This window comes from Hydrogenoanaerobacterium sp. (genome assembly GCF_032017025.1).
GTDB lineage: Bacteria > Bacillota > Clostridia > Oscillospirales > Ruminococcaceae > Hydrogenoanaerobacterium.
Genome location: NZ_DALZQO010000016.1, coordinates 45,065 through 66,124, shown reverse-complemented (window position 1 = coordinate 66,124; position 21,060 = coordinate 45,065). Strand labels below are relative to the sequence as shown.

General features: G+C 47.9%; 19 protein-coding genes and 2 tRNA genes. 14 read left to right on the top strand and 7 right to left on the bottom strand.

Translation table 11 applies throughout. The features are described from left to right. The 3 genes from RTV33_RS10600 to ychF all read right to left on the bottom strand — a co-directional run. Positions 1-1,999: sodium-translocating pyrophosphatase (locus tag RTV33_RS10600; protein WP_312644099.1), on the bottom strand; the 1,999-nt coding region annotated here is incomplete at its 3' end. Between the two features lie 57 nt (positions 2,000-2,056). Further along, a complete protein-coding gene (locus RTV33_RS10595) occupies positions 2,057-2,458 on the bottom strand; it encodes a hypothetical protein (RefSeq protein WP_312644097.1) in 402 nt (133 codons plus the stop codon). A 184-nt stretch (positions 2,459-2,642) separates the two neighbouring features. Continuing rightward, positions 2,643-3,740, bottom strand: coding sequence for a redox-regulated ATPase YchF (gene ychF / locus RTV33_RS10590; RefSeq protein ID WP_312644095.1), 1,098 nt, complete (start codon positions 3,738-3,740; stop codon positions 2,643-2,645). A gap of 258 nt (positions 3,741-3,998) precedes the next feature. On the opposite strand from ychF, the gene RTV33_RS10585 reads away from it, so the two are divergent. The 4 genes from RTV33_RS10585 (at position 3,999) to rpe (ending at position 9,247) form a co-directional block, all read left to right on the top strand. Further along, positions 3,999-4,691: a response regulator transcription factor gene (locus RTV33_RS10585; RefSeq protein ID WP_312644093.1), complete on the top strand. Its 693-nt coding sequence runs from the start codon at positions 3,999-4,001 to the stop codon at positions 4,689-4,691. Between the two features lie 237 nt (positions 4,692-4,928). Then, positions 4,929-6,389 carry a HAMP domain-containing sensor histidine kinase gene (locus tag RTV33_RS10580; RefSeq protein ID WP_312644091.1) on the top strand — a complete coding sequence of 487 codons (1,461 nt, stop codon included), beginning with the start codon at positions 4,929-4,931 and terminating at the stop codon, positions 6,387-6,389. A 144-nt stretch (positions 6,390-6,533) separates the two neighbouring features. Then, a complete protein-coding gene (locus tag RTV33_RS10575; protein WP_312644089.1) occupies positions 6,534-8,126 on the top strand; it encodes a trypsin-like peptidase domain-containing protein in 1,593 nt (530 codons plus the stop codon). 440 nt (positions 8,127-8,566) lie between these two features. Further along, a complete protein-coding gene (rpe, locus tag RTV33_RS10570) occupies positions 8,567-9,247 on the top strand; it encodes a ribulose-phosphate 3-epimerase (protein ID WP_312644087.1) in 681 nt (226 codons plus the stop codon). On the opposite strand, the gene RTV33_RS10565 is transcribed toward rpe, so the two are convergent. Then, positions 9,244-9,864 (bottom strand): adaptor protein MecA, encoded by a 621-nt coding sequence (locus RTV33_RS10565; protein ID WP_312644085.1) that lies wholly within the window; start codon positions 9,862-9,864, stop codon positions 9,244-9,246. The genes rpe and RTV33_RS10565 overlap by 4 nt on opposite strands. A gap of 44 nt (positions 9,865-9,908) precedes the next feature. On the opposite strand from RTV33_RS10565, the gene RTV33_RS10560 reads away from it, so the two are divergent. The 7 genes from RTV33_RS10560 (at position 9,909) to RTV33_RS10530 (ending at position 16,638) form a co-directional block, all read left to right on the top strand. After that, complete coding sequence (locus RTV33_RS10560; protein ID WP_312644083.1) at positions 9,909-10,979, top strand: 4Fe-4S binding protein; 1,071 nt, start codon at positions 9,909-9,911, stop codon at positions 10,977-10,979. Then, on the top strand, positions 10,960-11,991 hold the full coding sequence (locus RTV33_RS10555) for an RnfABCDGE type electron transport complex subunit D (protein ID WP_312644081.1): 1,032 nt from the start codon (positions 10,960-10,962) through the stop codon (positions 11,989-11,991). Before RTV33_RS10560 ends, RTV33_RS10555 begins: the two co-directional genes overlap by 20 nt. Next, positions 11,924-12,628 (top strand): Rnf-Nqr domain containing protein, encoded by a 705-nt coding sequence (locus RTV33_RS10550; RefSeq protein ID WP_312644079.1) that lies wholly within the window; start codon positions 11,924-11,926, stop codon positions 12,626-12,628. Before RTV33_RS10555 ends, RTV33_RS10550 begins: the two co-directional genes overlap by 68 nt. After that, the gene (locus RTV33_RS10545; RefSeq protein ID WP_312644077.1) at positions 12,625-13,218 is read left to right on the top strand and encodes an Rnf-Nqr domain containing protein; all 594 of its coding nucleotides are present in this window, start codon (positions 12,625-12,627) and stop codon (positions 13,216-13,218) included. The genes RTV33_RS10550 and RTV33_RS10545 overlap by 4 nt, the downstream gene beginning before the upstream one ends. A gap of 56 nt (positions 13,219-13,274) precedes the next feature. Continuing rightward, on the top strand, positions 13,275-14,507 hold the full coding sequence (locus tag RTV33_RS10540) for a putative glycoside hydrolase (protein ID WP_312644075.1): 1,233 nt from the start codon (positions 13,275-13,277) through the stop codon (positions 14,505-14,507). A 156-nt stretch (positions 14,508-14,663) separates the two neighbouring features. Beyond that, positions 14,664-15,557, top strand: a complete 894-nt coding sequence (locus tag RTV33_RS10535; RefSeq protein ID WP_312644073.1) for a patatin family protein — start codon at positions 14,664-14,666, stop codon at positions 15,555-15,557. A gap of 4 nt (positions 15,558-15,561) precedes the next feature. Next, positions 15,562-16,638: an FkbM family methyltransferase gene (locus RTV33_RS10530; protein WP_312644071.1), complete on the top strand. Its 1,077-nt coding sequence runs from the start codon at positions 15,562-15,564 to the stop codon at positions 16,636-16,638. A gap of 50 nt (positions 16,639-16,688) precedes the next feature. On the opposite strand, the gene trxA is transcribed toward RTV33_RS10530, so the two are convergent. Further along, positions 16,689-17,012 carry a thioredoxin gene (gene trxA / locus RTV33_RS10525; RefSeq protein WP_312644069.1) on the bottom strand — a complete coding sequence of 108 codons (324 nt, stop codon included), beginning with the start codon at positions 17,010-17,012 and terminating at the stop codon, positions 16,689-16,691. 240 nt (positions 17,013-17,252) lie between these two features. Between trxA and RTV33_RS10520 the strand changes: the two genes are divergently transcribed. The 3 genes from RTV33_RS10520 to RTV33_RS10510 all read left to right on the top strand — a co-directional run bounded on the left by RTV33_RS10520 (position 17,253) and on the right by RTV33_RS10510 (position 18,481). Beyond that, positions 17,253-17,326, top strand: a tRNA-Gln gene (locus tag RTV33_RS10520). A 42-nt stretch (positions 17,327-17,368) separates the two neighbouring features. Then, a tRNA-Pro gene (locus RTV33_RS10515) sits at positions 17,369-17,444 on the top strand. A 782-nt stretch (positions 17,445-18,226) separates the two neighbouring features. Continuing rightward, positions 18,227-18,481, top strand: a complete 255-nt coding sequence (locus RTV33_RS10510; protein ID WP_312644068.1) for a CPCC family cysteine-rich protein — start codon at positions 18,227-18,229, stop codon at positions 18,479-18,481. 498 nt (positions 18,482-18,979) lie between these two features. On the opposite strand, the gene RTV33_RS10505 is transcribed toward RTV33_RS10510, so the two are convergent. Both RTV33_RS10505 and RTV33_RS10500 read right to left on the bottom strand, forming a co-directional pair. Beyond that, positions 18,980-19,618, bottom strand: coding sequence for a corrinoid protein (locus RTV33_RS10505; protein ID WP_312644066.1), 639 nt, complete (start codon positions 19,616-19,618; stop codon positions 18,980-18,982). A 16-nt stretch (positions 19,619-19,634) separates the two neighbouring features. Continuing rightward, entirely contained in the window at positions 19,635-21,017 is a 1,383-nt protein-coding gene (locus tag RTV33_RS10500; protein ID WP_312644064.1) for a methyltransferase MtaB domain-containing protein, read from the bottom strand. Positions 21,018-21,060: the final 43 nt, after the last annotated feature.

Sequence of the window (21,060 nt, the reverse complement as noted above, 5' to 3'; positions counted from 1 at the left end):
CGGCGGTATCCTTGAACGGATCTCCCACGGTATCGCCCACAACGGCAGCTTTGTGTGCATCGCTACCCTTGCCGCCCTCGTGGCCGGATTCGATGTATTTTTTCGCGTTATCCCACAGTCCGCCCGAATTGGACATGAATAGGGCAAAAATTAAGCCGCTGACAATGTTGCCGGTCAAAAAGCCACCAATGGCATGAACGCCGCCGATAAAGCCCACAAGCAGTGTGGAGATAATGGCGACCAGTCCTGCGGGAATCAGCTCTTTGATTGCGCCCGTGGTAGCAATTTGAATGCATTTATCGTATTCGGGCACAACGCCCTCTTTGCCTTCTTTTAAACCAACGATCTCATTGAACTGACGGTGAATTTCGGCGACCATACGCTGTGCGTTGCGGTCAACACCCAAAATCAGCATTGCCGAGAATACAGCGGGAATCGCCGCACCGATGAGCATGCCGAAGAACACAACAGGGTCCATCACGTCAAAACCGTTTAAAGTTGGCAGGCCAAGCTCGATTGCCGCCGAGTTTACCTCGCTCATAAATGCGCCCAGCAGCGCGATAACGGTTAGGCCTGCGGCGCCAATGGCAAAGCCCTTGGTGATTGCCTTTACGGTGTTGCCTGCGCTGTCGAGCTGGTCGGTAGTTTCGAGCACTTCGTCACCGAGGTTACCCATTTCTGCCAGACCGCGTGCATTGTCTACAATGGGGCCGTATGCATCGTTCGAGATGATCATACCCACGATCGAAAGCATGCCCACTGCTGCCATAGAAATGCCGAACATTGCATAGCCTTCACCGATGGGTGCACACAGCTTATATGCAATCAGCGCCGAAGCAGCAATACCAACCATGGCGGGTAATGTGCTGAGCAGCCCATACGACATACCGGAAAGAAGGGTGAACGCGGGCCCCGATTTGGATGCCTTTGCCACATAATGCACGGGGTGCTTGCTATCATCTGTGAAATAGTCGCTGGCAATGCCGATAATAACGCCCACGAGCAGACCGACGGCGCTTGCGCCCCAAATGCGCCACTCAAAGCCGAACACGGCAGTTGCAACTGCTGTTAAAACACCAAAAATTGCGGTGGTGACATAAGTGCTGCTGTTCAGTGCGCGGGTAGGGTTGCCATGCTTGCCGATTTTCGCGGTTGCCACACCAATGATGGAGGAGAGCAGACCGATTGCGGCATAGCAGAATACAATTGCGGTGTTTTTACCGTTCACACCGCCGTCCAAAGAGGCTGCCATAATAAGGGCTGCTGCGATGGATGCAACGTTGGAATCAAACAGGTCGGCGCCCATGCCGGCTACGTCGCCCACGTTGTCGCCGACGTTATCGGCAATAACAGCAGGGTTGCGCGGATCATCCTCCGGAATGCCGAGCTCCACCTTACCCACAAGGTCTGCACTGATATCGGCAGTTTTAGTGAAAATACCCCCGCCTGCTTTTGCAAACAGTGCGAGCGAGCTTGCACCAAAGCTGAAACCGAGCAGGGCAGAGGTGTTGCCGGTAATCAGCAAAACTGCGGCAACGCCCAAAAGGCTGCTGCCTACCACCGCCATGCCCATAACTGCGCCGCCGCGAAAACCCGCCATAAACGAAGGTTTAATGCCCTCTTTGGCGGCTTCTGCCGCTTTCACGTTGGCGACGGTTGCAACCTGAATGCCGATCTTGCCCGAGATTGCGGAAAAAACCGTACCGGCAAGGTAAGAAATCGCCATGGTAATGTTCTCAAGAATATTGTTGTTCCAGATAGGCTGGGGCAAAAACAGCAGGATGACAATCGCTACAATGGCAGCAAATTTTGCAAGCACAATGTATTCCTGCTTTAAAAAGGTGTTTGCACCCTTACGAATTAAAGTGCCGACCTCTGCGATGCGTTCGTTGGAGGAAGGTTGGGCGTTGACCCACTTGTAAAGCCATGCCGCCACTGCAAAAGCGCATAGTGCAATAATGATAGAAATGTACTGAAAGCCAGCTGCATTGATAATCATAGAAAACAACTCCCTCATATTTTGTTGTCAAAGAGCTATACAGTATACGAGAGAGAATTACTTTTTACCATCCGAACGGTGCTCAAAGCGTATTAAAAGTTCCCTGCCGCATGCGGGGGCTGCCTCGGACAAGGAAGTTTCGGTGTGATAGATAGAAAGCAGGATTTTGCCGCAAAGCAGGCTTACAACGAGAATGCTTACGGCCCTGTACGGGCGCGTGCTCACGCTGCGCTGCACCTGCGGCTGGCTTTCCACATAGGCGGGGACACGAACGGGAACCGAGGCGATAGGTACGGTAAGCTGCTCCGACTGGGGTGGCTCAGCCTCGCATTCGCGAAAAAGTTCTTCATAAACTCCGTCACCGTTGTTGGAATGCCCCATAAACGAAAAGAAAGAGAGCACCAGAAACAACAGCGCAAATAATGCGCACAATCTGCGTATGCTTGGTGTTGTATTCACCGTGCTCACCTCCCAAAAAAAATCGAAATCAGATACAAAATACCACATTTTTCTAGTAACAACAAGATGAAAACTGCACAATTCTTATACGAATTTTATGACAGATGCAAAAAAGCAGGCAGCATGATTGCTGCCTGCCTGTATGTTACCGAAAAACAAGTATTCTTGCGGAAGCTGTTGTTTGTTATACGTTGAAACGGAACAAAACCACATCGCCGTCCTGAAAGACGTATTCTTTGCCCTCGCTGCGCACCAGACCTTTTTCTTTTGCCGCCACCATACTGCCGCAAGCCACCAAATCATCAAAGCCGATGACCTCGGCGCGGATAAAGCCTTTTTCAAAGTCGGAGTGTATTTTGCCCGCAGCTTGCGGTGCTTTTGTCCCCTTCGAAATGGTCCAAGCGCGAACCTCCTGCTTGCCTGCGGTGAGGTATGAGATAAGACCCAGCAAGTCGTAGCTCTTGACAATCAAACGGTCAAGCCCCGACTCGGTGAGGTTCAGCTCGGCCAAGAACATCTCCTTATCCTCTTTGGACATGTCGGAGATTTCCTCCTCAATTTTAGCGCAGATGGGAACAACGCGGGAGTCTTCTGCCGCTGCAATTTCGCAAACCTGTTTGTAGAACAAATTGGTCTCGATGTTGTTGATAAAATCGTCCTCGCACATGTTTGCCACATAAATGACGGGCTTGCCCGAGAGCAAGGGTGTGGCTGCAAGAACCTCGCCTGCCTCGTCGGAGTCCGCATCAAAGGCGCGCGCGGGCTTGCCTTCTTCCAGGTGTTTCAATAGCGCAGACAATACCTCAGCCTCGCCTGCATATTTTTTATCGGCCTTTATCATCTTGGTGGCTTTGTCCAGACGGCGCTGCACAATTTCCATATCCGAAAAGATAAGCTCAAGATTAATGGTTTCAATGTCGCGCGCGGGGCCAATCTCACCGTCGACATGGATGATTTCGGTGCTTTCAAAACAGCGAACCACATGGATGATCGCATCAACCTCGCGAATGTTTGCAAGAAACTTGTTGCCCAGCCCCTCGCCCTTAGACGCACCCTTTACCAACCCCGCAATATCCACAAACTCAATCACGGCGGGGCTGTATTTATCGGGGCCATACATCTCAGCAAGTTTATCCAGCCGCTTGTCGGGAACGGCTACCACGCCAACATTCGGCTCAATGGTGCAAAACGGATAGTTTGCACTTTCCGCGCCTGCGTTGGTAATTGCATTAAACAATGTGCTTTTGCCAACATTTGGCAAGCCCACAATACCCAGTTTCATAAATTTAAGTCCTTTCGCTCTGAAAATTTATCAAAATGTGATGACAATGCATCAGTTACAATCTATAATTATACATAGAAACACGCTAAGAAACAAGAGAAGTTCAAGATATCGCCCCAAAAGGTTTATAATTTTTTCACTTATCTGTTCACAATTACAGTATAATAAAGATAATAACTTGGAATAGTTCTTGATTTATTCAAAATAATAGCTAAGATAGCGGATAGAAAAGGACGTAAAATTGAGGAGGAAACGACTATGTCAATGGGTAAAATTCTGGTTGCGGACGACGACAAAAACATCTGCGAATTGCTGAGGCTTTATCTCGAGAAAGAGGGCTATACGGTGGTGCTCGCAAACGACGGTGAAGAAGCGCTTGCCAAGTTCGGGGCAGAAAGTCCCGATATCCTCCTGCTCGATGTCATGATGCCTAAGCTGGATGGCTGGCAGGTTTGCCGCGAAATCCGCAAAAAGTCCGAGCTGCCTATCATTATGGTTACCGCAAAGGGCGAAACCTTTGATAAGGTACTTGGTCTGGAGCTGGGCGCGGATGACTATGTGGTAAAGCCCTTTGATGCTAAGGAGATTGTTGCACGCATTAAGGCGGTTATGCGCCGTACCGGCAAAACAGCCGCCGAAAGCAATGTCAAAGAGGTCTCTTTTGACAAGCTTGTGGTGAACATGACCAAATATGAGCTAAAAGTAGACGGCAAGGTGGTTGATACCCCGCCCAAAGAGCTGGAACTGCTGTTTCATTTGGCGAGCAACCCCAACCGTGTTTATACCCGCGATCAGCTGCTCGACGAGGTTTGGGGCTTTGAGTATTACGGCGACAGCCGCACGGTTGATGTGCATGTAAAACGCCTGCGCGAAAAGCTGGAGGGTGTATCGGACAAATGGGCGCTGAAAACCGTATGGGGTGTTGGCTACAAGTTTGAAGTGAAAGACTAGCAGCCATAGGCTGTGCTGCCTGTAACGTGCAAATGCAAATCGTTCAGCCACGTTGTTTGCAAAGCAGGGTGCGCCTTGTGCGCGCCCTGTTTCCGTAGTTGATGGATTTTTCAACCATTAACCAAAAAAGCAGGCATTGGCAACTGCCTTGTAATCGGCTTTTAGGAGCCAATGCTGTATTATAAGCAATTCATTTTAAATGAAATTGCGATAGATGAAAAGGTTTGAGTTGATAACATGCAAAAAAGTCTGCTTTCGAAATATTTCACGGTCTGCTCTGCAATTATTCTTGTGAGTATCACCATACTCGGCCTGATTTTGATGGTGTTTGCAGCGCAATACTTTAAGCTCGACAAGCAAAAGCTGCTGATGCGCAATGCCAGCCAGGCGCTTTCGCTTACCGAGGCAGAGTATAAGCGCAACGGCTACAAGGAGGTAAACTCCTACACGCTGAAAGCAGGCTACACCATCCTTGGCAATGCTATTGATGCAACGATTTTTCTGACTGATCCCGACGGCAAAACACTTCTTTGTACCGAAACAGGCGCTTGCAGCCACTTCACCTATATCATACCCCAGTCTGTCCGCCAAAAACTGGAGAATGAGGGCGAATACAAAGAAATGGGGAAACTGGGCGGGATTTACAAGAACAATTTTTATACGGTAGCGGTACCGCTCAAGCACCCCACAGGGCAGTCCGTTGCTTATATTTTTGTATCCTCTTCCGCATCGGGTCTGCAATATTTTCTTGCTGAAATTCTGAATATGTTTGCAATCAGCTCACTGGCGGTAATCGTCATCAGCTTTATTGTAATCTACTTTGTTACCTCGCGTATGGTGAAACCCCTGCGTGAGATGGTAGGTGCGACACAAAGCTTTGCCAAAGGCGACTTTACGGTGCGCGTACCGGTGACCAGCTACGATGAGGTGGGGCAGCTAGCCATTGCATTTAACAATATGGCAACCTCGCTTGCCAGCACAGAATCAGTGCGCCGCAGTTTTATCGGCAATGTGTCGCATGAGCTGAAAACCCCTATGACCACCATAGCCGGCTTTATTGACGGTATTCTCGACGGCACCATCACCGAGGACAAACGCGATAAGTATCTGCGCATTGTATCAGATGAGGTTAACCGTCTGTCTCGTCTGGTGCGCTCCATGCTCAACATCGCACGAATGGAATCGGGTGAGCTTAAGCTCGCTCCTGCTGATTTTGATATCAATGAAACGATTTGCACCACGGTGTTCACCTTTGAGCAGCAAATCGAAAACAAGCAGCTTGAGATTCGCGGGTTGGATCAGGGCAAGTTTATGGTAAGCGCCGATTGCGACCTCATTCATCAGGTGGTGTACAACCTTATTGACAACGCCGTGAAATTTGTAAATGAGGGCGGATATATTGAGTTTCGGTATCGCACTGAGGGCGGCTTCACCTACATTGGCATACGAAATTCCGGAGACGGAATCCCCAAAGAGGAAATTCCGCATGTGTTTGAGAAATTTTATAAGTCAGATCGGTCACGCAGCCTCGACAAAAACGGTGTTGGCCTTGGCCTTCACATTGTGCGCACTATTATCAACCTGCACTCGGGCGACATTTATGTGCGAAGTGTAGAAGGTGAATATTGTGAGTTTGAATTTACCTTACCGACTGCAAAAACAAGTAAAGGGCTATTAAGAAAAGGTTCACAAAGCTAACAGCTAAGTCGCAATTAACATAGAAACATCATAAATAATCCGGAATCTTTTTATGCCCCGTTTATTATTATTTCATATTTAATCGATATAATAAAATCAAGCAAATAACAAACAGCGAGGTACCCTCGCAGGGAGGTTTTAGATATGACCGATTTTAACGACAACAAACTAAATGAGAACGGCAACGACCACAAAGCGGAAAACAATGAAAACCAGGTAAACTCCACACCCCCGAACAGCGACCCTTACAAAACAACGGGCGGTAATGCCGGCACAGGGTGGCAGGCACAGCAAAACCCCTACGGCACAGGCCAGTACAACCCCAGAACCGGCTGGAACAACGGGCGCACCGATTACAGAGCAAATTACAGCGCCAACTACAACAACGCCGGCGGCACTCAGGGCCAGCACAAGGCCGATGAAGAGTACAAATGGAATTTTGCAGAGTACGACAGCACCACAGATAATAAAAAAGCAGGAAAGAAAAAAAACAAAGGGCTTATGGTATTTACCACCATTGTCTGCTCTATGTTTGCAGTTGCCGTAATTGGCATGGCCGGCTACGGCGTATGGAGCGTTGTACAGGGCAACGGCTCCTTCAATTCTGGCACTTCGCAGATTACCCCCGGGCCTGAAATCACCTCACCGGGGCTGAACATCAACGATGTACCCAAAACCAGTGAAACCATTGCGGCGGACGGTAGCCTTACCACAAAGCAGATTGCCGCAAAGGTGCAGCCTTCGGTGGTGGGCGTTGTGGTTTATGCAGCGGTAGACGCCAACAACCCCTTTTATGGCGGTTCAGGCCCCATTCAAACCAGTGAAGGTTCCGGCATTATCATGTCTGCAGACGGCTACATCATTACCAATGCACACGTGGTTGCAGGTGCAAGCGGCATGAAGGTTGTACTTTACAACGACGAGGAGTACGATGCAAGACTGGTTGGCCGTGATGACAATACCGACCTCGCAGTGATTAAAATTGAGGCAAACAACCTCACTGCCGCAGAGTTCGGCGATTCCGCACAGCTTCAGGTTGGCGAAGATGTTGTAGCCATCGGCAACCCCGGCGGGCTTGAGTTCGCAAGCTCAGTCACCAAGGGAATCATCTCGGGCGTTAATCGTCCAATCAAGAGCAATGACGCAGGCTATACCATGAACTGCATTCAAACAGACGCCGCAATCAACCCCGGCAACTCGGGCGGTGCACTGGTTAACGTTTACGGGCAGGTAATCGGTATCAACTCTTCAAAAATCGCATCTACCGAATACGAGGGCCTGGGTTTTGCAATCCCTATTTCGGAGGCGAAGCCCATCATCGATGATTTGATTGCCAACGGCAGAGTGACCGGCAGGGTAAAGCTCGGCATTACCGGCAGAGAAATTGACGATACACTCGCACGCTACAACAATGTACCCGCCGGCTTTATGGTATACACCGCCGAGCCCGGTTCGGATATAGCGAACAAGGGTGTTCTTGCAGGCGATATTATCACGAAAATCGATGGCAAAGATATTGCAACGTTGGGCGACCTGCGTGACTATCTGAAAGATTTTAAACCCGGTGACAAGGTAACCCTAACCGTGTTCAGAAGAACTTCCGGCAAGAGTGACAGCACCTTTGAGGTAATCATTGCACTGATGGCTGACACCGGTGATGATGTAAATACCCAGCAGATGGTACCCCAGCAAAAGCAAAATGGCAATGCCAATAACTTTTTTTCCTTTCTTCAGTAGGCTCAAAATTATTTAAAATAATGCATGAAATCCTCCAAGATTGAAGGGCGGACATTGATGTCCGCTCTTTTTGCATATGCTTGCCCATGCTTCCGGCTGTCGCCTCGAATGATTGCTCCGCATAGAATGCTTATGTAGTGTGAATTCATGTTACAGCTAGCGTGGCGCGGCAAAGGGTGGCAGCAATGCCCGTGAATAGCCCAATGTAATGCCCGCGCATCAAATAAAAGCCGCGGAGGTATCTCCGCGGCTTTCGGCTTTTAGCTAGTTTTGCAAATAATTGCGGGAATTTGCACAGGTTTGTTAGAGGTTGTAAGAAAAAACATGAAGAATTTGTTAAATTGATCTATTTTGTTGACGCAGAGGGCTTTGGTGGTTTAGAATATAGTGTGAGTAAATTTATCTACTAAATAATATACTTCAAGAAAAGAGGTATTTCTTTGATTAAAATTGCACCATCGATTCTGTCTGCCGATTTTGGCAGATTGCTCGAACAATCCGACGCTGTTGCCAAAGCAGGCGCCGACTGGCTGCATATCGACGTTATGGATGGCAGCTTTGTACCGAACATCACCATTGGGCCGTGTGTTGTAAAATCGCTTCGCCCAAACCTCGATATTTTTTTTGATGTACACCTGATGATTGACGACCCATACACCTATGCCGAGGCGTTTGCAGATGCGGGTGCTGACCTGATTTGTTTCCATTACGAGGCAGATTATAATGTTGAGCGGGTCATCGATAAAATTCGAAGCCTGGGTAAAAAAGTGGGCATAGCCATTAAGCCCAAAACACCTGCAGAAACGGTGTTCCCTTACCTGCACCTCATCGATATGGTATTGGTGATGACTGTGGAGCCGGGCTTTGGCGGCCAGAAGTTTATGGCGGATATGATGCCGAAGGTACGTGCCCTGAGCAATAAGATTGATACGGAAGGGCTGGATGTGCTCATTCAGGCGGACGGCGGAATTGATACCGGCACCGTCGGCCTTGCAGCCCAAAGCGGCGTGGACGTGATGGTTGCGGGCAGCGCTGTTTACGGCAAAGATGATTATAAACAGGCGATCTCACAGCTGAAAGAAGCGGCACAGCAGGCCAAAGCTGCAAAAACTTCTTGCTAAGACAGATAATACGAGACCTTATCAATCGCGTTTTCTTCTGCGATTGGTGTGCCATGCTCCGCAATATAGGCGGCGAGAAGGTCGCCCCGCCCTGTAGGCTGCGCGTATTCGCACAAAAATGCCGCAGAAAGGCTGCCTTTTCCATCGAGCGGGTATAAAATTAAGCGGTAATACCCATCAAAATAGTACAGTGCGCTTTTGCGTACACGGTGGCAATACATCGAAAAAAGCTTGGTGCAGGCGGTTATCATTACATCGCAGCTTTCAAAGGTGAATACCAAAGGCTCGGTGATGGGGAAATAACTGTCCACAGCCTGTGGCAGATAACCCTGCACAGCACTGAGTGCAATATCCGATACGCTCAAAGGCTCCATGCCTTCTGCGCAGGAGAAATAGATGATACACCCGTCGCCAAGCGGGTAAATCTCGACAAACAGCTTGCCGGAGGCAGGGAAGTACCCTGTTTCCAGACGGGCGCACTCTAAGATGTTGATGAGTGCCGCCTTGGTTTCGGCATCACGGTAATCGATTTTTTCATAAGTAAGATGATATTGCTGCAAATCGACCCCGGTAAGCACCGCTTTTAGTTTTTGTTGACTTAGCAGTTCAAAGCACATAAACAAGCATCCCCATTTTAAAATTGGTAGGTGATTTTGAAAAGATGGCAGGATTTTTTACCAGAGGCATTGTTCTGGAACAGCGCAAGGAGCCCGCGCTTAGCCGCGACCTGCGCAAATTCTTTAATGTGAATACAAACAATATTACCTTTGATCATACGCTTTATCCGCCACCGAATGAGTTAACCCCCGAACAGGTGATTGAGATAGCGCGGCGTGCGAACATTGTGGACGAGCGTGATGGCATACCGCTGTATCAAAAGCTGATGATGGCGCACGATACCGGCGTAGCTGCCGTTGTAGGAGACGCATCGGACGATGAGCCCTACATATCGAGCCAAATTAACCCGATGCTGAAAAAGCCGGAGCTGACCGTGCAGGGGCTGCAGCTTGCGAAAACCGCAGTGGGTGCTAAAAATGTATTCTTTGCGGTTTATAAAAACATTACCGATCTCTCCGTCAAGATTCCTAAGAAAATTGAGGGTGTTGAGGTAAAGCGTATTCGCGGCAGATACCCTGCCGAATACCGCATCAGCGATGAATTTCAGGAATACCGCCCCATTTTGCTGATTGGTGTAGGTGCGCTCATTCATCTGGCACGTGCGGCAACACGGGGTAAGGTGCAAACGAGCTGCTTTATCACGGTGGCGGGCAACTGCATTGCCAACCCCACCAACCTAGAGGTTTCGCTGGGAATGCCCATTATACAGGTGTTGGAGCGCTGTGGGCTGGCCTCCGAGCCGAATACCATTATCTTAGGTGGCTCGATGACGGGCATTTCGTGCAAAGATCCCGATAATACCGTTGTCACCAACAGCACCCGTGCAATCCTTGCCTTTAACGAGGATACCAAGGACCGCAATTATAAGTGCATCGGCTGCGGGCGTTGCGTAGATGTATGCCCTGAAAACCTCACCCCGTTTTACATGAATAAATGCATTGAGCATGGCAAAACCCAAGAGCTGTATTTCTATGAAATTGACCGTTGCATCGGCTGCGGTACCTGCTCGTATATCTGCCCTGCCAACCTCGATATCGCCGCGAACATCAAGGCGGCTCGTGCCACACTGCCAAGAAGGAAAGGAGTGAAGCCCGGTGCTGCTAAAAGATCATAACGCTCCGCACATCAAGGCAAGGGAGACCAACCGCACGGTAATGGGCGATGTCATCATCGCGCTGCTGCCGCTCTACCTGATGGCTTTTTATTTCTACGGCGAGCGGGCGGCGATGTTGGGGGTTATATCGGTGGTAACCTGTGTGGCAGCGGACATTTTATGTATCCTGCTGCGTGGGCAAAAAATCAATTTGCGTGATTTTTCATCCATTGTAACGGGCATGATGATACCGCTGCTGCTGCCTGCCTCTATTCCATATCATATTGTGATTATCGGCGGTTTGTTCGCAATTGTTTTTGTAAAGCAGCCGTTTGGCGGCGTGGGGCAAAACCTGTTTAACCCTGCGGCCGGTGCGTTTGCCTTGATGGCGATCAGCTGGCCTGATCAGGTGTTTTTGTACCCCGAGCCGCTGATGAAGCTGGAAGTGTTTGGCGAGGCGGCTGTTAAGCTGATTGAGGGGCCTGCGCACACACTAAAGCTTGGCGGTGTGCCGGTCATCAACACGCTGGACATGATAACAGGCAACTTTGCAGGCCCTATGGGTGCTACTAATATCTTAGTGCTAACAACATGTCTGATATACCTAATTTTTCGTAAAACAGTAAGCTGGCAGGTGCCGGTAAGCTTTTTGGCAACTGCTGCGGTCATCGCTTACGCTTTTCCGCGCATTCCCACCTCGGGGCTGTCGTCGGTAGTGTTGGAGATGCTTTCCGGCTCGCTGATGTACGGTGCGGTGTTTATGCTCACCGACCCGGTTACGGCACCAAAACGCGGGCTTTCTAAATATTTTTACGGAATCATCGCGGCTGTCGTCACTATGCTGTTCCGGCGCTACGGCGGCTATGAACAAACGGTGATGTTCGCCATTCTATTGATGAACGCGTTCGCTCCGGTGATTGACAGAGTAAGCGAAGCTATTCTGAGAATACTAAGGAGGATGAATTTTGAGCCGAAAAAACGTAGCAAAACACGTGCGCCGCACAGATCGAAAAAAAGCTCTGCACAGGTTTAGCGGCATTCTATCGCATAATCCTGTCTTAGTAGGGGGGCTGTTGCTTGCCCCGGTCGTGGTAGCATCTACCTCACTGAAAAATGCGGTTGCACTTTCGATTACACTGGCGATTGTAACCATTCCTACTATGGTGGTTGCGTCCTTTGTTAAAACGGCAGTCCCGCAGTGGCTGCGTATCCCGATGTACACCCTGATTGCATCGCTTTTTTTGATTCCCGCTGCGATGCTTGTGGCCCCAATTGCACCGACGATTTTTGACTCTATGGGCATGTATTTTTCACTGATGATTTTTAATTCGGTGTTATTTTCGCGCTGCGAAAAGTTTGCCATAAAAAAATCTCCGATCGAAGCATTGGTTGACGGTGCATGCTACTGTACGGGGTTTGCATTTGCCATTGTTATGATTTCGGCAGTACGTGAGCTGCTTTATGCCAACACCCTGTGGGGCTTGCCTGTGCCCTTGCCGTTTAAGATTACCGCGGCGGTGCTACCCTTTGCGGGCTTTATGCTGGTGGCAATGTTTGCGGCTGTGGGCAGATACCTGCGTGAACTTGCCTATAAGATTGCCAATAAGCGCCGTATGCGCACCAAGCAGCCGATTATTGGATTACCGGTGGGTGAGGAGGTAGCACGATGAGATTTTTTGCTGAATTTTTCACCCTTGCCATGACTGCGATTTTTTTGGAAAACGTGGTTTTTTCCCGTGCGTTGGGCGCCAGCCGGATGCTGAATATTTTAAAGCAGGGGAAGAACCTGCTGGGCTTTGGTGCACTGCTTACGGTGATGACCACGCTTGCATCAGCAGCAACCTATTTTATCAACGGGTTGCTCAAAGAGACTGAGCTGAAGTTCTACTACCGCCCGTTTTTCTTTGTACTTGCCATTACCATTATTTATATTGGCATCTACCTTGGAATGAAGCAATTTCTGCCTGCGCTACACACCAAGCTGGGTGCAACACTCACCTTTGCTACCTTTAACTGTGCGCTGCTTGGCTCGGTGTTTTTGTCGGCAGACCAAAACTTTAACCTTGCAAAAACGCTTGGCTTCGGCTTTGGCTCAGGGCTTGGCTTTACCATTGCAACTTTGCTGGTTTACGAGGGCAAGCGTCGGCTGACGCTCAGCGAGGTTCCAAAATCGTTTCGCGGTTTTCCCATCACACTGATGTACCTTGGTATGGTGGCGCTGGCTATGTATGGCTTGGTCGGGCATCAGCTGCCGTTCTAAAAGCGGACAACCCTGCATAGACTGCAGTAAAGTAAAACAAACGGGCGGTGAAGATATTGTCAAAAGGGTTTAAAATCAAACGACATAGCAGCAGAATTTATCGGCGAGACCGCAGCAGGTCGCATTCACCATTGGCCATTGTAGGCATGGTGGCACTTGTTGTGGTGCTGTTTGTAGTGGGGTGGTTTGTCTATCCGCCTGTCTACGATCTTATCACGGGGCAAACACCTCCGCGTCCATCAAGCAGCCAGCCGCAGGAGCCTTCTTCTCAGCCCGAGAGTGTAGCCTCTGAATCGAAGCCGGAGACAACGCCGGTGCTGCCGTCTGAACTGAAAGCAGTATATGCACCAAATGCAATGATTAAGGATACTGCTAAGCTGGAAACGTTGCTGCAGCAGGCCTCGGCGGCAGGCTACAATGCGCTGTTGTTCGACGTGAAAGACAATACCGGAAAAGTGCTTTACAACACGCAGAATGCCACAGCGAAGGAATGTGCCGCAATTGCGGACAGCCCTGTCGATTTAAAGGCTCTAATCGAAACACTGGCTCAATATAAAATGCAGCCCGTGGCCAGGCTGCATACGTTTAAAGACCATATTGTATCGCAGAAGAAGGTTGCGGCCGCCGTGCATTATCAGGGGCAAGAGATGCTCTGGCTTGACAATTTTGCCGATCGCGGCGGAAAGCCGTGGCTGAACCCATACAATACCGAAGCACAGGGATATCATATTGCGCTGGCGCAGGAATGTGCCGAGGCCGGTGTGACGATGATTATCGCTGATAGTGTACAGTTCCCCAATGCATCCGGGATGAACCTTGCCACCTTTGGTGATACACAGGGCAAGAGCTGGGATCAGGTACTGAACGAATTTGTTGTAAAAATGGAGGAAGCAGTTACCGCCAAAGGTGCAAAATTTGCAGTTGCTTCCCCCGTGAGCTCCGTTATGGGAATCAGCGGACTGGAGCACCTTGGCAAGCCGTTTGCTTATAACAGCGCCATTGCGGTGAATTCAATGCCCGCAGTATGGGGGGCAGGCAGCAAACTGGCGGGGCTTGTAAACCCTGTGCAGAACCCTTACGACACAGTGCTTGCCACATTGAGCACCGCGCAGAGCAAAACGGAACAAAGCCTGATGCCCTTTGTGCAAGCATATACAGATGGTACGATTCCTGCAGCAAAAAACAAACAGTATACAAAAGAGGATGTGGATGCTCAACTGAAAGCACTCAAAGAGCTGAGCATAAAAAGCTATATCCTCTACAACCCCGAGGGTGTCTATCCGTTTTAGCAAACAATAGATTTTTTGGTGTTAACTAGAAGCAGGCATTTGCAACTGCCGTGCAAACGGCTTTTCGTAGCCAATGCCGTTACAGTGTGCCCTTTGGGCAAGTAAGCAGGGGCGGATTTATATCCGCCCCTGCTTTGCGACATACAGGAGGTTTTTATGAAAACAGGGCTGGTTTTAGAGGGTGGCGGGCTGCGCGGTATTTATACCGCAGGTGTGCTGGATACTCTGCTTGAGCTTGGAATTGATTTTGAATATATCGTCGGTGTATCGGCGGGTGCCTGCAACGCAACCTCATACATTAGCCGGCAGCAGGGCAGGACGGGCAGGGTAATGTTGCAAAATTTTATGAATCCCTGTTATCTTAGTTACCGCAACCTGCTGCTGCATGGCTCTATTTTTGGTATGGATTTTATGTTTAACGAAATCCCCAACAAGTTGGATCCGTTTGATTTTGGCACATTTGAAAGCAGTATTGTTGGGTTTGAGGTGGGCGTGACCAACCTGCATACCGGAAAAACCGAATTTTACGATAAAAGTACCATTAGCCAAAATAAATTTGCGGTGCTGCGCGCATCCAGCTCAATCCCTTTGGTGGCGAAGATTGTAACGATCAATGGGAAAAAATATCTTGATGGAGCCATTGGTGACTCAATTCCGGTATGCCGTGCCATGGGGAAGGGCTGCGAGAGAAATGTAATTGTGCTGACTCAGCCGCGTGGCTTTGTAAAAAAACCAATGCAATGCAGCACTTTGCGCAAGCTGCGCTACCGCCGCTACCCCGAGTTTATTCGGGCGATGGAAAACCGCCACAATAAGTATAACGATACGCTGCGCTTTATTGATCAGCTCGAGAGGGAGGGAAAAGCCCTGGTGCTGGCGCCCCGAAAACCGATTCCGTTTTCAGGCTTTGAAAAGAACCCTGAGGGAATGCGGCAGCTTTATCAAGACGGTATCGATGATACCCGTGAGCTGGCAGACCGAATTCGCACCTTTATGAGTGGAACTGCCAATTTAAAGAGACAGCCGCAAGCAGACTGTGTGAAAGGGTGAAACGATGCAAGACTTGAAATTCCTGCTTTGTGAGCAGCAAAGTGTGTGGGACAGAATGCGCACCTGTGGTAAACCGGTAGTCTTATATGGTATGGGTGACGGCGCGCAGAAAATACTCGATGTATGCGAGCAGCGCGGCATTGAGATAGCAGACATTTTTGCCAGCGATGAGTTTGTGCGCGGGCATTCATTTGCGGGATATCGGGTGCTGAAATACAGCGAGGTATGTGAAAAATACGATGACTTTTTGGTGGCAGTTTCGTTTGCCACCCAGTTACCCGGGGTGCTCGAAAAGCTGTACCGTATTGCAGGTGAGCACGAGACGGTTGCCCCCGATGTACCGGTGATTGTGGATGGCACGCTGTTTGACCTCGACTACCTGCACTTGCATTGGGATGAGCTGAAGCGGGTGTATTTGCTGTTGGCAGATGAGCAATCGAGACAAGTGTATGCGAACATTTTAAACTATAAAATCAGCGGTAAGCTGAGTTACTTGGAAAAGTGTGAGACAACGGTAGATGAAGCGTATCAGCTGCTTGACCTTGGCACAGAAGAGGACTATGTCGACCTCGGTGCATATCGTGGCGATACGATTGAAGAGTTTTTAACGCATACCGGCGGTGCGTACCACAGTATTACCGCTTTTGAGCCAGATGTAAAAACCTTTGCGAAGCTGCAAAGCAAAGTGGAGCAGTTGGCGCTTGTAAGGGCGCGGTGCTGTAATTTAGGTGCATGGTCGCATCAAGCTGGGCTGCGCTTTGCCGGGAAAGCGGGACGAAACTCAGCACTGTCACAAAAAGGCGACCGTATTGTGCAGGTTAATTCGGTGGATAATATCCTCAGCGGTGCACGTGCGAGCTATATCAAAATGGATGTAGAGGGTGCGGAACGTGAGGCGCTGGCCGGCTGTAAAAATACCATTGCGCAGTTTAGACCGAAGCTGTGTGTTTCGGTATACCACCGCAATGAGGATGTTTTCGCGCTGCCCTTGCAGATTCATGCCATGAACCCCTCCTACCGGCTTTATTTGCGTCATTTTCCTTATGTGCCCGCATGGGATACAAATTTATACTGTATCTGAAATAAAAAAGAACGAACCTTTTATGGCTCGTTCTTTTAAGTAGGATGTTTTTATGCTTGTGCTTTCGCAATCATATCCAGAAAACGCTGTTTGGGAAGGAATCCAACGGAACGGTCAAATTCAGCGCCGTCTTTAAAAAGAATTACCGTGGGGATCGTCATGACATTGAAGCGTGCGGCAATGTCGCCCTGCTCGTCCACATTCACTTTTCCAACCAGTACGCTTCCGTCCAGTTCATCGGCAAGCTCGTCGATGGTGGGACCCAGCATTCTGCACGGGCCGCACCATTCTGCCCAAAAATCTACAAGAGCCACGCCGTTTCCGCCTATGACCTCCTGTTCAAAACTATCTACGGTAAAATGTTCTGTTGCCATTTTATGCTACCTCCTATTATCGGCGAAAAACGCCGCAATTTGATATTAGTATACCTCTTTAGGTCTTATTTTATCAGCATCAATCATACTTTACAAGGTAATGTGAGGCCTGGTTAAAAATTTAAGGGATTATTCAAAAATTCTTGCCTCACCAGAAAAATTTTAGCAGATAGAGGATTGACAAAATACATAGGATGGGATATAATAATAAAGCTGTTTAATACACAGCGTTACACATATTGCCCGATTGTGTAAAGGTAGCACGACAGACTCTGACTCTGTTTGTCTGGGTTCGAATCCTAGTCGGGCAACCAAATGACTGCTTCTTCCACTTAGGGCGGAGCAGTTTTGTTTTACGGGGTATAGCGCAGATGGTAGCGTGCTTGGTTCGGGACCAAGAGGCCGTGGGTTCAAATCCCGCTACTCCGACCAGAAGTCGATTTCTAGAAATAGAAGTCGGCTTTTCTTTATTTTCTATAATATTTGGGGGGCATTATTAAATTGACCTTGAGCACTCTGATGATTTATTTAGCACATGACAATATGATATTAGATGGGCAGCTACTGTGCTTGGAAAGACTAGGTGAATGAAAGTTCTGAAGTCAGCCCGCGAGGAATCTGGGAGGTCCTATAATTTTACTGCAGCCAAAAGCAGACAAAGATTAGGTTTTTGCCTCCTTATCTGATTGAGCGGTAATTAGAATGCTGCTCTGCCTATATGCCGGTGCACGTATGAATATCATAAATTATCCCTCCTGATTAAATGATATTCAGTATTTCATATTTTAATGCCAAGTCTCATAAAATACTATTTCCAATATTTTATACGGAATTGATTTTACAGACACACAAATTCTACAAAAAATATGCATATTATATGTTACTCTGGACGTGTCAGCGTGAGCTGTGGATTGAAATCGTATAAAATATGTGAACTAGTGTAGCCCGGTCCTCTTAAGCACGTGCGAAAAGAAGGTTTTGCATCTTCTTTTCGCACTTGCTGTTTATATAGTATTCGTTTGGGGTCTTTTATGTTCAGAGCTAATTTTTTGATGAAAGTATCGCTCGCTGGATAGGACTGTCTTTTTCCAAACCCTATAATTTTACTCCGACCGGCGAAAAGTCATGTGTGAGGGTTTGTCCCATGCATGATTTTTTATTTTTTTATGATAAAATGTAGTACAGAGTATGATAGATATTGTGGGGTGACTAAAATGAAGTATAGTTGTCCATGTTGTGGATATTATACATTTTCTGTTCCAAAGGAAGATGCTATAGCCTATATATGCCCCGTTTGTTTTTGGGAAAATGATATTTTTACTTTGGGTGACGATGAGCCGAGTGATGAAAACCGTAGTCTGACCTTAAATGAAGCACGAGAAAATTTTAAACAGTTTGGAGCTTGTTCACGAGAGTTGCTGGTTCATGTGCGACCACCCAAAGTAGATGAGTTGACTGGAAAGCAGTAGAGCGGTTTGTAAAATGATAATTGCCATCTAAAAATAGCAGGACATTCAGAAATGACATTACTCGCAGAAATACTATAACACCAAAAAGTTTAGGACAGTTTTCTTATGAGAGTAAAAGCAGGAGAAAAGGAAAGGATTACGGCTTATGCTAAAGAACGGGGCGATTCTTCATGAAACAGTTCTATCAACCAACTAATACAAGTGGATATAAAAAAGAGCGAGGATGCCGAATAAGCAACCTTGCTCTTTTATTATTTTGCTCCTATGAGCCAACGCACTTGATTTTTGAAGAATAAATATGCTTCATAAGCTAGTAGTCTCGGCAATCTGCTCGTCAGTGCCGTATAGTTTGCTGCTCAACATCCTCGCCAACGGCTACTGGTTTTCTGCACAGGGCCAAATTCTCCAATATGGGAATTCCCTCTTTATCCCATCCTAATATCTCATGCAAAAAGAGGTTGCACCCGGAAAATACAATTGCCTTAAAATTATAATGTTTTAATGTTGTAGAACAAACGATTTAGCAACCTCTGCTGCAGTTGCGGCATCGGGTGTATACACATCTGCGCCGATTTGGTCACAAAAGCTTTGAGTTACAGGGGCGCCGCCTATCATTACCTTAACCTTATCTCTTAGCCCTGCTTCCTTTAGGGCTTCAATTACTACTTTCTGCTGATTCATAGTTGTAGTTAGCAACGCTGAAAGGCAAACAATATTAGGCTCATGCTCGGTTATCGCTTCAACAATTCGTTCCTCCGGTACATCTACACCCAAGTCGATAACCGCGAAACCTGCACCTTCAAGCATCATTTTTACAAGGTTCTTGCCTATATCATGCAAGTCACCTTTTACAGTACCAATCACAACCGTGCCTATCGGCTGAACCCCTTCTTCAACAAGCTTTGCTTTTAAAACCATGGTACCACTATTGAGAGCTCTTGCGGCAATCAACACCTCGGGAACATAAACCTCGTTATTTTTAAACTTTACGCCAAGCTCGCCCATTCCCTTCAGCAACCCATTATCCAGTATTTCTTGTGCAGTAATACCACTGTCCAATGCCTCATGGATAAGCTGAACGACGTCTTTCGATTTGCCTTTTTGCAATGCTATAGAAATATTATTCAATATCGACATAGCGATTCCTCCCTTTTTATTCCATATTATATTTTTTAGGGTCAAGCTTTTCACAATCATCAATCATACTCTCTGTAAACTCACCTGCATCGCTTGGCAGAGATTCAACAGTTTGAGCCAGGTTTTCAAGCCACATCAGTTCTTTATCGTTTAACATCAGCTCTCCGCTGTCATATGCCTTTTGCATATGTGAAAAGGCTAATGAAGCTGCTTTTTTTGCCCTCGGGTAATAGCCCTGAGTTTTTACAAGCTCTTTTGAAATTTCAAGCACGACATCAGGGCGCAGCACGTAGGCCTGTGGGTCAAGCCTGCTGTCGCTATCGGCATGCAGATCACGCAGCAGAAGTGCTGCTTCATCACTTTTTGCGGAAGCGGTGTTCATAAGTCTGCAATCGTAAGCAAGCTGTTCAAACGACACGGTCGGTGCCATTCCGCCAAGCAACTTAATGTTTTGTATCGATTCATTGCTCCAAATATCTGCCACACAGGCGGCGATATTGCCAATGGGGGACAGATGGGCACATGCGGCGGTTCTGCCCTCTGTAGATATGGGTGTACCGGTAATCGCCTTTACATAAACGCCCTCGTAACCGCAATCTTTATGAGGCCCTTGAGCACCGCATTCGATAGCAACAAGGCTTCTGACGGAGGAGATGACCCTTACAGCGGCAGAAAAGACGCGAGGTATGTAGTTTTTCTCTGCCAGCACCATTGCCGTATTGGCAAACCCACAGGCGGTATCACCAGATGCGATGGTGCCTGTCTTATCTGCAATGCCTACAATTTCTGTCCAGAGGTTGTTCATATCTGTACAACCAAGCACCGATAATGCAAATATAGATTTGGAAATATCACAATACATAATTGCATCATCATGCACTTCTTTTCCGCCCACTGACTCAATTGCAAGCAGATCGGCACCGGCCCCTGCACAGCCTTCAAAGGTTTTTAAAATTGCTTCCCAGTGTTTGCCGTGCCACATGTGCTCTAGGTCTCTGCCTTCGCGGATGTCATTAGGGGTAATTCTAACAGCACCCTTTATACCATGCTTAGCTTCATATTCTTTAACAATATCAACAACGGTTTTGCATACCTCAACGCCCCATTGAGGGTTAAAGGTCATGGGAGGCAGTGTTTCAATTTCAGCTACAAAGCCGGGTACATAAAGCTCTCTTGCTCTTTCACATATTCCTGTGATAATTTCTTTGTAGTTTTTAATCACCTCTGGCATGGTGTCTTGGGTTATCAGCATGGTAGGAAGAGTAAAGTTAATTTCCGGGTACATAGTACCGCCGCCGATTGCCATGCCGTTTTTAAGATTGACAGGGTACTTTGCCTTTCCATAGATAAAGTCATGCAGATTTTCGTATGCTGTTTTTGTAAAAGCTTGCTTTGCCACTAAAACATCCCCTTCAATTAAGTTTTTCTGCTTTTCCCCATTA

Excerpts from the sequence above, each read along its gene's own strand:
- RTV33_RS10545 (WP_312644077.1), top strand. The coding sequence starts at position 12,625 with ATGAGATTTTTTGCTGAATTTTTCACCCTTGCCATGACTGCGATTTTT.
- RTV33_RS10505 (WP_312644066.1), bottom strand. The coding sequence starts at position 19,618 with ATGTCGATATTGAATAATATTTCTATAGCATTGCAAAAAGGCAAATCG.
- RTV33_RS10585 (WP_312644093.1), top strand. The coding sequence starts at position 3,999 with ATGTCAATGGGTAAAATTCTGGTTGCGGACGACGACAAAAACATCTGC.
- RTV33_RS10535 (WP_312644073.1), top strand. The coding sequence starts at position 14,664 with ATGAAAACAGGGCTGGTTTTAGAGGGTGGCGGGCTGCGCGGTATTTAT.
- RTV33_RS10560 (WP_312644083.1), top strand. The coding sequence starts at position 9,909 with ATGGCAGGATTTTTTACCAGAGGCATTGTTCTGGAACAGCGCAAGGAG.
- RTV33_RS10510 (WP_312644068.1), top strand. The coding sequence starts at position 18,227 with ATGAAGTATAGTTGTCCATGTTGTGGATATTATACATTTTCTGTTCCA.
- RTV33_RS10580 (WP_312644091.1), top strand. The coding sequence starts at position 4,929 with ATGCAAAAAAGTCTGCTTTCGAAATATTTCACGGTCTGCTCTGCAATT.
- ychF (WP_312644095.1), bottom strand. The coding sequence starts at position 3,740 with ATGAAACTGGGTATTGTGGGCTTGCCAAATGTTGGCAAAAGCACATTG.
- RTV33_RS10575 (WP_312644089.1), top strand. The coding sequence starts at position 6,534 with ATGACCGATTTTAACGACAACAAACTAAATGAGAACGGCAACGACCAC.
- RTV33_RS10530 (WP_312644071.1), top strand. The coding sequence starts at position 15,562 with ATGCAAGACTTGAAATTCCTGCTTTGTGAGCAGCAAAGTGTGTGGGAC.
- trxA (WP_312644069.1), bottom strand. The coding sequence starts at position 17,012 with ATGGCAACAGAACATTTTACCGTAGATAGTTTTGAACAGGAGGTCATA.
- RTV33_RS10565 (WP_312644085.1), bottom strand. The coding sequence starts at position 9,864 with ATGTGCTTTGAACTGCTAAGTCAACAAAAACTAAAAGCGGTGCTTACC.